At 61.9% G+C, this 9,444-nt stretch carries 6 protein-coding genes; 5 read left to right on the forward strand and 1 reads right to left on the reverse strand.

Annotated features, from left to right (window positions below; all coding sequences use genetic code 11):
- Window positions 1-13 precede the first annotated feature (13 nt).
- Window positions 14-715, reverse strand: a complete 702-nt coding sequence (locus VNH11_26975) for a transposase (protein ID HVA50039.1) — start codon at window positions 713-715, stop codon at window positions 14-16.
- 89 nt (window positions 716-804) lie between these two features.
- Between VNH11_26975 and VNH11_26980 the strand changes: the two genes are divergently transcribed.
- The 5 genes from VNH11_26980 (at window position 805) to VNH11_27000 (ending at window position 9,372) form a co-directional block, all read left to right on the forward strand.
- Complete coding sequence (locus VNH11_26980) at window positions 805-3,495, forward strand: hypothetical protein (GenBank protein HVA50040.1); 2,691 nt, start codon at window positions 805-807, stop codon at window positions 3,493-3,495.
- Window positions 3,492-4,841 carry a suppressor of fused domain protein gene (locus VNH11_26985; protein ID HVA50041.1) on the forward strand — a complete coding sequence of 450 codons (1,350 nt, stop codon included), beginning with the start codon at window positions 3,492-3,494 and terminating at the stop codon, window positions 4,839-4,841. The genes VNH11_26980 and VNH11_26985 overlap by 4 nt, the downstream gene beginning before the upstream one ends.
- 274 nt (window positions 4,842-5,115) lie before the next feature.
- Window positions 5,116-6,390 carry a hypothetical protein gene (locus VNH11_26990; GenBank protein ID HVA50042.1) on the forward strand — a complete coding sequence of 425 codons (1,275 nt, stop codon included), beginning with the start codon at window positions 5,116-5,118 and terminating at the stop codon, window positions 6,388-6,390.
- Between the two features lie 8 nt (window positions 6,391-6,398).
- Window positions 6,399-7,943, forward strand: a complete 1,545-nt coding sequence (locus VNH11_26995) for a DUF1559 domain-containing protein (protein HVA50043.1) — start codon at window positions 6,399-6,401, stop codon at window positions 7,941-7,943.
- A gap of 1 nt (window position 7,944) precedes the next feature.
- The gene (locus VNH11_27000) at window positions 7,945-9,372 is read left to right on the forward strand and encodes a hypothetical protein (protein ID HVA50044.1); all 1,428 of its coding nucleotides are present in this window, start codon (window positions 7,945-7,947) and stop codon (window positions 9,370-9,372) included.
- The last annotated feature ends 72 nt before the right edge of the window (window positions 9,373-9,444 follow it).

Genomic DNA, 9,444 nt, shown 5'->3' on the forward strand with positions numbered 1-9,444 from the left:
GGTAGAAAAGGGGTCAGAACGATTTTTCAGATTCCGCTTTGCGCGGTCGGCCGCGAGGCCGGATGGTCAGGTCCAGGTCGAGTTTTTTGGCGAGAGCTTTTACCCAGCCCTCGCCGCCATAGGGCAAACCGGTCGCGGAAGAACGACGAATCGCCGCCAAAACCCGCTCCTCGATAGGCAGATGAACCTTCTTTTCCCAGAGACGCTGACGAACGGCGGCGTACGGCGATAACTGCTCGTAAATGCAGAGCGGGTCGAGCAATTCGTCGGCTTCGCCCAGACCGTGCGCGCGGTAACTGCTCCAACGATACTCTTCCGCGCGTCCGACAATCGTTGCCCGTAGCGGATTCGCCTCGATGTACCTCAGGACGGTCAGCAGGTGCTCGTCATTCTGGATGACGGGGCTTTTGAACCGTCCTTGCCACACGTGGCCGCCGGAGTGGTAGTGTTGGTGATAGCGCTGCGTGTGCGAGACCAGCAGGCTCTGCATGATGCGGCTGATGGAGGCCGCCCGCGGCCGGACCAGAAGATGAAAGTGGTTATTCAAAAGGCAGTAGCCGTACAGCTCGAACGGCTTCCGCTGTTTCAGCTCGCCTAGCGCTTTCCGGAATGCCTGGAAGTCGGCCTCTTTGTGGAACACGTCTTGACGGTTGTTCCCACGGTCGATGACGTGGTAAATCAGGCCATCCTCGATAGGTCGTAGCGGTCGCGGCATGGTACCAATCTAACAAACCACGGCACCCCTGTCAATTAAATAGTTCTGACCCCTTTTCTCCCCAGGCGGGCTCGTCGTATCAGGTGGGGATGGGCCAGGCCGACCACGATTACCGCTATGCGGCGGCGCAGGCCGTATACGACCTGGCGGTGAATGGTGATGCCGCGACCTACGTGCTCACCCTGGGGCTCGCGGCGCAAGACCGCGCCGACGCCGAAAATCTGGCGGTCAGCACCTTCGAAACGACCGTCGATCCCGCCGTCGTCCAGCAGGCCACGGATGACGCGAATGCGATATTCACCCAGGCCCAAAGCCAGGCCAGCGCGGTGCTCGACGACACATTGACCGGCGACCAGCAGGAACACGACTACGCCCATGCCGAGGCGGCCGACTACGACATCAAGCTGAGGGCCGACGCGCAAGCGCTTGACGACTACCAGGCGGCGGACGCGAACGGACACGCGGCGGCCATCGCGGCCTTCGCCCAGGCCAACCCGAGTCCCTGGGCCAATCTGGCGGCGGCCCAGGCCCTGGCCCAGGCGGGACAGCAAGTGGCCGACGCCGGCGCGCAGCTCACCCGGTCGCAGGCCTCGGCCGATGCGCAAGAGAGCGCCGACCAGGCGCGGGCCGACGCCCAAAAAGCCAGCGACGACGCGGGCGCGCAGGCAGACTACGATCAGGCAATCGCCAACGCCCAAGGCGCGCAGGAAGTCGCGATTGCGCAGGGCGACCTGGTCGACGCCGTGTTCTCGCTTTTGCCCGACGTGCTGCAGGCGCCGGATGACGGAACTCCGCTCAGCCTGACGCCCGACTTCAACGCGGGCTACGAGGCGAACGATTTTTACCTGCGCGCGGCGGGGGCGCAGTTCGACTACGGCGGCGTGGCGGTGATCATGTCGCCGCTGGAGCGCATGGACCAGGCTGCCTCCTTGATGCCCGAGGGACTGGGGCTGACGGCGACGCCGCCATACGGTTCGTTTGTACATGGATCGCAGAACGGGTGGGAGTTCGGTCCGGCCACCCTGATGGACATCATGCCCTGGGGCGAGTTCAATGGCGCTCCGCAGCGGCCGATCACGATCGGCGACACGTCGGGGGCCGACGAGATCATCGCCGGCGGCGGCGCAAGCTTTAGCGAAATGGACGTGTTTCACCTCCGCGACCCGGATCGCGGGAATTTTCCGATCGTGCAGAACTATCAAACGGCGATGCACTTCACGGGAGCCAACGCCATGGTCGTGCGATTGGCCGACGCATCGGGGGGCAACGCGACGGGGACCAACGCGCCGCGGAATAGTCTCTGGAACAGGATCACGAACCCAGGCCAGTGGTTTTACGTCCAACCGCAGAAACCGCCCTTGGGACCGCCGAGCACGGGCGGCGGCGTCGGCGCGAACAACAATGACTCGACCGATCCGGGGCAATCTCTGCTGAGCAAGATCTACTCGCGCGGGGCGATGACTCCCAGGAGCGGCCAGGCGCTCGACAACCAAGACATCAAGAATTCGATCAAGTTCGGCAACTTCCCGGTTGCCATCTACGAAGGCATCGCCGATGCTCTCGAAGAGCAAATCTGGAACTTGGCCACGTTCGGCATTCTCGGCGAGGCCGAAGCCGAATTGGTGTCAGTGGCGGCGAAAAGGTCTTGGTACGGCGTCCGCAATATCGTCAAGATCACCGTCGGCAAGGTAGCGGTTTGGGTCGGGCCTGACGAAGTGGCCAAGATCAAAAAGGTGCTCAAAAACCATAACTCTGAGCCCTCGATCGACGATGTCGTAAAAGCCCTGCAGGGATTCTCCGAAAAGCGACTCAAGCAGGCGGTCGACGAAGCCGTCGAAAGAATGTGCTTCGCTCCCGACACGCTCGTGTCCACGGAAAGCGGCTTGCGTCCGATTGGCGAAGTGCAAATCGGCCAACGGGTCCATGCCTTCGACTTCGCTACGGGGCAGTGGGCGTTGTCTGAGGTACTCAAGCGCCACGACAATACCTACTCGGGCTGGATGGTGACCTTGCGGATTGGAGAGTCAACGATCAAGGTCACGGCGAACCACCCATTTTGGGTCATCGAGGGCCAAGACCTTGGCGCCCGTAGCACGCCGAGCAGCCTCGGTGCCGACGAAGACCAAGGCCCTTCGCTGCCAGGGCGATGGGTCGACTCGCAAGACTTGCGGCCCCGCGATTGGGTCGCTTCCCTCAACGGCGCGCCCGCGCGCGTGGAGACCGTTGGGCAGCGCGTTCAGCACGACATCGCTGTTTGCAATCTTACGGTCGCCGGACATCACACGTTCGCCGTGGGCGAGGGTGGCGTGCTCGTGCATAATAACGGCTGGTGCGACTCGTTAGAACTGCTGTGGGCCAAGCCGGAGAAGTTGGTCGAAATGCGGAAGGCGTTGATCGCGGCTGGCGAGAAGGGCGGGCTGCTGCACGCCCATCACATCGTCATGAAGAAGATCCCAGAGATAGGCAAGCGCAGCGAGAAGGTCCGGGAGGCCATTAAGGCTTCGCACAAGATATTGGCGGATGCGGACATCAATCTCTTCGATAATGCCGAGAAATTTGCGGACTTCGCCAAGAATAACAAAAGCCAAAAAGCGGGTGCAGAGAATTTTGCATGGGCCCTTTCTCGCAAAGGCTACGACTTGCATAGCGACGAATATGCGTTAGAGGTATATCGGCGCCTTGACGCGGCAAGCAGGAAGGGCAAGGCGGCCCTAAAGGAGGAACTGGCATGGATGCGGAATGAGTTGGAGAACGGGCGAAGCTTCTGGGACAAAAAATGACGCAAAACTACGATTCAGAGCTAATCGAACGCGTCGCGCGCGCGATACGTGACGGTAATGCGGGAGAGGTGCGGCGGCTGTTGACTGAGCATCCCGAGTGCTTGGTCTTCCTCGACTTCCGGGAGCGCGTTACGGACGCCGACATTGATTCCTGGATTGACTACGCGGAACAATGCGGTCACGAGGAAATGGCATCGATGTTCAGATTTGACTTTCCTGATCGCGTCCGTTGGGCCATCAACGATGCGGCGTCGGAGGGCAATCTTCAAGAGCTGAAGCGGGTCTTGGCAGAACACCCGAGGTACCTCGCCGTAGATCGCGACCACATGTTGTCGTCGGCAGCATGGAACGACCACATCGACGTCGTAGAGTTCCTGCTTGCAAGTGGAGGCGAGATTAACACACTTTATCACAGATCGACTCCATTGGAGCGCGCCGTAGGGAATGCGAGTCGCGAGATGGTTGAATACCTCTTGCTTCACGCTGCCGACCCCAACATCGGTCGGCCAATCATCGGTGCTATCAATCGTGAACCCGATGAATCGGCATTAGAAATCGTTCGGCTTCTTGTCGAGCACGGCGCCGACGTGAACCGTGAATACAGGCTCTACGATACGGATACCACCTTCACTGCACTTGAGTGGGCGGCAGGCAAAAGCCAAATCGCCGAATACCTTCGATCGAAAGGCGCCGTCGAGCAAAAAAAGAAAGTGCGCGATCGGGCGGCGGTCGAAAATCTGGCCGACGAAGTCATTGCCTACTTCAAGGAAAACTTCGGACCACCGCAGCCACAGGCACAAATCGAAATCGTGCCGACGGAACCGCCCATCGCCATTCATGTGATTCCCGCGGCGGAAAACCGGAAGCACGTGACGCTCTTTACCACGGGCATGAGCGAGCAGCCTATGAGCGTCCCTGAGGGGACCGACGATTTCCGCTTTGCCGAACTGTTCATCCAGTTGCCTGGCAACTGGCCGATCGACAAAAAATCGCTCTCGAACCCCAAGCATGCTTGGCCGATCCATTGGCTGCGCTCGATCGCCAAATATCCGCACGAGCGCGACACCTGGCTCGGCGGCCCCGTCACCATCATCGCCAACGGCGACCCACCCGAGCCCCTAGCGCCGGGCCTGAAATTCACCAGCCTGCTGGTGATGGCCGACCGAAACTTCACCAGTCGCGACGGGCGCACCATCTACCTCTACCGCCTGCTGCCCCTTTATACTGAAGAGCGCGAGCTCGAATTAAAGCAAGGTGTCGCCGCCTTAATGCGTGCCTTCGACAAACACGACATTCCCTCTGTCGTCGACCTGACGCGGCCCAACGTCGCCGTCCAAGGCCGATGAAAAACACCCGGTCGGCGAACGCACAGGACAACTGGAAACCACGCAAGCAGGTCGGATAGACTAACAATCATGGCCATCAAGTGCCGCGCAGACTGCTCGCCTCCGCGCGTAATCATCAGGAGTCTCATTCATAATGCGTTGTAGGAATTCCTTGGTTCTGCTTTTTGCTTTTGCGCTCACGCGGCCGGCCATTGCGCAGCTTGATCAAGCGCAGCCGCCGATATGGCGGGTTGAGTGCCGACCGGCACCGGAACCGGAGATCGCGCTCCGTTACGTGCTGCTGCCGCCAATCACCGAGCGTAGACGAGGAAACGCGGCGGTTCACTACAACAAGCTTGCGATCGAATTCCCTCCCTATGGCGACGAGGAAATGGAGCGCAGACAGTCGATGATCCGTTGGCTGGGGCTGCCTCTACGCGAACTGCCCGTGGAGGAGATACGCGCGTTTCTCAGGCGACGTCAAGAGTTGATCGCCGACCTGCGGCTGGCCGCGTGCTGCGAAAGCTGCGACTGGGAATCTCCGATAAGGGACCGAGAGTTTTATTCGATACGGCTGCCCGATGTACAGGCCATGAACGGGCTGGCTTCTCTGGTGGCCCTGCAGGCCCGCTTGCACATCAAAGACGGCCGCTTTGAGGACGCACTACCACTGCTGCAAACCGGCTTCGCAATGGCCCGGCACGTCTCGCAACGCCCCGGTCTTATGGGTGCCTTCGTTGCCCTCGCTATCGCGGAGACGATGGAGTCTCGGGTCTTCGATTGGATACGGCAGCCGGACGCGCCGAACCTCTATTGGGCGCTGACACTGCTGCCGCAACCGTTGGTCGATCTTCGCGCGGCTGCGGAGGCAGAGGCCCGATCGCTGCTCCTCTCCTTTCCTGAACTCCTGGAGCTTGACGACGACACGCATACGGGCGAATACTGGCAGGACGTCCTAGACCGTGTCGTGGCGTACTTCATGAAGTATATCGGACGCGACGACACGTTTGAGGAGCGTCTTCCCTTGGCGTTGCTGGCGGTGAAACAGTATCCCATGGCGAAGCGAGCGATTATCGACCGTGGACGCTCGGCCGAGCAGGTGGCACGCCTGCCGCCGGCGCGGGTGCTGCTGATCGACGCCGTGCATGCCTATCGCATCGAATCCGACCGTGCGTTCAAGCGATTGTATTTGCCTTACGACGTGCTCCAGAACGGAACCGATCGCTTTGATTCGTTCGACGTGCGCGCCGCCGAGACCAACTGCTTTCTCCCGTTGCACCTGCTTTTGCCGGCGGTCGAGGCTTATCATTTTAGCGGAGTGCGGCACGAACGCCGCATCGCCCTGCTGCGAATCGTCGAAGCTCTGCGGCGCTATGCCGCCATGCGCGATAACCGCTTGCCCGAACGCCTCGGTCAGGAGGTTGGCGTTCCGCTTCCAATCGACCCGGTGACGGGCAAGCCGTTTGACTACAGGTTGGACGGCCAAACCGGAGTCATCGATGCGTCGCCACCGCCTGGCAAATCGCTTCGAGAGGGCGGCGCTCGAATAGAAATACGCCTTACCCCGTGAGTTACCGCATGCACAACCGCGCGAACGCAAAGTCACCGGCCCTGCTCTTGGCTGCGGCCATCGCCTGCCTCGTTCCGGACGCGGCCTCGACCGTGGAACCAACTAAGAGTGAGCGCCGAACGGCGGTGGTCGCGCCTTTCGTCGACGACCAGACGCTCCTGATCCTGGCTCTTAATTGGCCGGAAGCGAATCTCTCCGCGGCTATAGAGTTGCTTTCGTCGGTACGTCCGGGCGCGGCCGACCTCTCGGAGGCGCGCGCGGCGTTGGCGGCATTAACGGAGTGCGGCGTGCGCGAAGCATACCTCATCGGCAAGCTGGCGGACTTGACAGAAGGATCGCCACTGCTTGTTGTGCCTGTTTCCGGCAGTGCCGAGGCGGACAAAGTTGTGAAGTTGTTGAAGGAGCAGTTCAGCGCGGCGGAGGTTTGCAACTCGACCGTTGTGGCGGGTGATGCGCGCACCGTTGCCGACGCACGACGATTGTCGTCGCGCCCGCGGCCCGAAATCGACGATGCCTTCAAAGCCGTCGACAGCGCGGCGATGCAGATCCTTTTCTTGCCGAGCGCCGATCAGCGTGCGGTCCTCGAAGCCGTTCTACCTCGCCTCCCGTCAGAGCTTGGCTCAAAGCCGATCACAACGGTTACGCACGGTTGCCGTTGGGCCGCGCTCGGCGTTCACGTGCAACCGCAAAAGTCGTTACAGCTCGTCGTGCGATCGGCCGACGAGGCGAGTGCTGATGCATTTCGCGCACTATGGGAAGAAGTGGTGCGGATCGCTTGTCGGCATCCAGATGTGGTTGATGCCATGCCAAAGCTCGATAATGCGTCGCAGACGCTCACCCCGCTTCGGCGCGGCGATCGCTTGCTGCTTGAGCTTGACGCGGACAAAAAACAGATCGCCGCGCTATCGGCGCTTCTCCGCGCGCCAGCCGCACTCGCGCGCGATGCTTCGAACCGCGCGCAGTCTCGGCAGAACCTTCTCATGCTCGGCCTGGCGTTCGAAACGTATGGCGACAAGTACCGCGCTTTGCCGCCGGCCGCGATTTGCTCGTCCTGGGGCATCCCATTGCTGAGTTGGCGTGTGCAACTTTTACCATTCCTGGGCGAGGAAGATCTCTATCGGCGGTTTCGACTCGACGAGCCGTGGAATAGTAAGCATAACCGACAACTGATTGAGCTCATGCCGGCCGTTTTTCGTCGCCTCGGCCGGCATGGCGACCGGACCGGTCGTACCCCATACCTGACACCCCGGGGAAAAGGCACCGCTCTGAACGCGCGCGAACCAACTCCCTACGACGCGTTTCGAGACACGACGTCCAGCACGATCTTGCTCGTCGAGGCCGACACCGAACACGAAGTGGTGTGGACGCAGCCCGCTGATCTCGACTACAACGCCGACAAGCCGCTGGTCGGCCTTGACGAGCCACGATCACCGGGCTTCATGGCGTTGTTTGCCGACGCGCACGTCCGCCTGATCCCGCAGGAGACCGATACCGCATTACTCCGCGCTTTGTTTACCCGCGCAGGTGGCGAACAGGTTGACCTCGACGATTGAAATGCTCGCGCGACGTACAACTTGCGCTTCCCGCCTTAGTCGCGTGCAGTTCGACACGACCGACAACAGCAACGAAGAAACGCTCGTCCACAGCCAAGACGAAGCCGACTCGACCGACGAAGTCGGCTACGGCCAGGCCAACGCCACCTATCAAGACGCCATCTGGAGCAACTACGCCACCTCGGTAGGGAACGCCCTCAGTGGCGTTCCGTCCGGCACCCCCGAGTCCGCGCTGCTTCAATACTACGCCAGCATCGCCCTTGATGAATCGAACCAGGTCAGCACCGACGGCAGCGACCTAGTCAACGAAGAGACGCAGATCAGCGGGCAGGAAGTCACGCTGGGCGACGAGACCGAGGCCGCGTTGGTGGGCCAGACCAATGCCGACGACGCCGCTCAGCAGACGGAGATGGGGACGCTGTTGTCCGAAGAAGTGCAGGCGGTGAAGAACGCCGACGCCGACCTGACGCAGGCGGTGGGCAGCGGCGCCGACGCGCAGGCGGCCTACCAGACGTCGGTGGCCGACGCGGTGGCCCAGTTTTACCAGGACAAGGCAGCGGCCTCGCAGACCCACGACAACGCCGTGGCCGCGGCCATGGCGGCCCAGGTCAAGGGCGATGCGTCCAACTGGGTGGCCTACTTGGAGAACAACATCACGCTGGACCAGTTGAATGCCGAAAACGCGGCGGATTCCGACACGATGAACGCGGCCGTTCAAGCCGCGCGCGTGGCGGAGCTGGGCGGCTACGGCGACGCGGAAATCACGGAAGCCACCACGATCGGCACGGCCGAGGTGACGTTGGCCACGGCCCAAGGCGCTGATGAAGTCGGCCTCGCCGGCGACGAGGCGCAGGTGGCCGATACGCTGACCGGCGAAACGGTCTCGGCCCAGGAAACGCTGGGCGGCGCCATCGCCGACGAGAATACGACGGACGCCGAGACGGTGGCCGGCGACGAGTCCGACACGACGACGAATGAAGGTACGGAAGAAAACAGCACCGAGCAGGGGCTGGCGGGCGAAGAGGTGACGACGGCCGGCAACCTGGCCGGCGCGCAGGCCGACTATGCCATCGCCGTCGCGCAAATCCTGGCCGCGGCGGCCACCGGGTTATCGCAGGCGGACCCCAGCGACGGGCAGGCCGCCTTCGACGCGCTCTACGCCGACGGCTATGTCACCTGGCTGACGGATCTCAAGGCGAGCTTCGTGGCCGACGCCAGCGGCGTGGCCCAGGCCGCGGCCACCGACGAAGAGAACCTGCTGGCCGCCGACGTCAATCTGGCCGATCAGGAAGCGGCCGCCAACGTCAACTACGTCGACGGCGAGTCGCCGCAAGCGGCGCAAGAGTCCGACACGCTGGCGCAAGAGGGCGACGGCTATACGACCGCCACGATTGGCGAAAAACCGAACGCAGGCCAATCCCAAAATTAAGCTGTGACAAAGCGGCTAGGCTCGCCACGCATCTCGCTGGGATCCTTTTCCGAAGCCGCCAGCGTGTTCGAT

This window comes from Pirellulales bacterium, from assembly GCA_035533075.1.
Classification (GTDB): domain Bacteria; phylum Planctomycetota; class Planctomycetia; order Pirellulales; family JAICIG01; genus DASSFG01.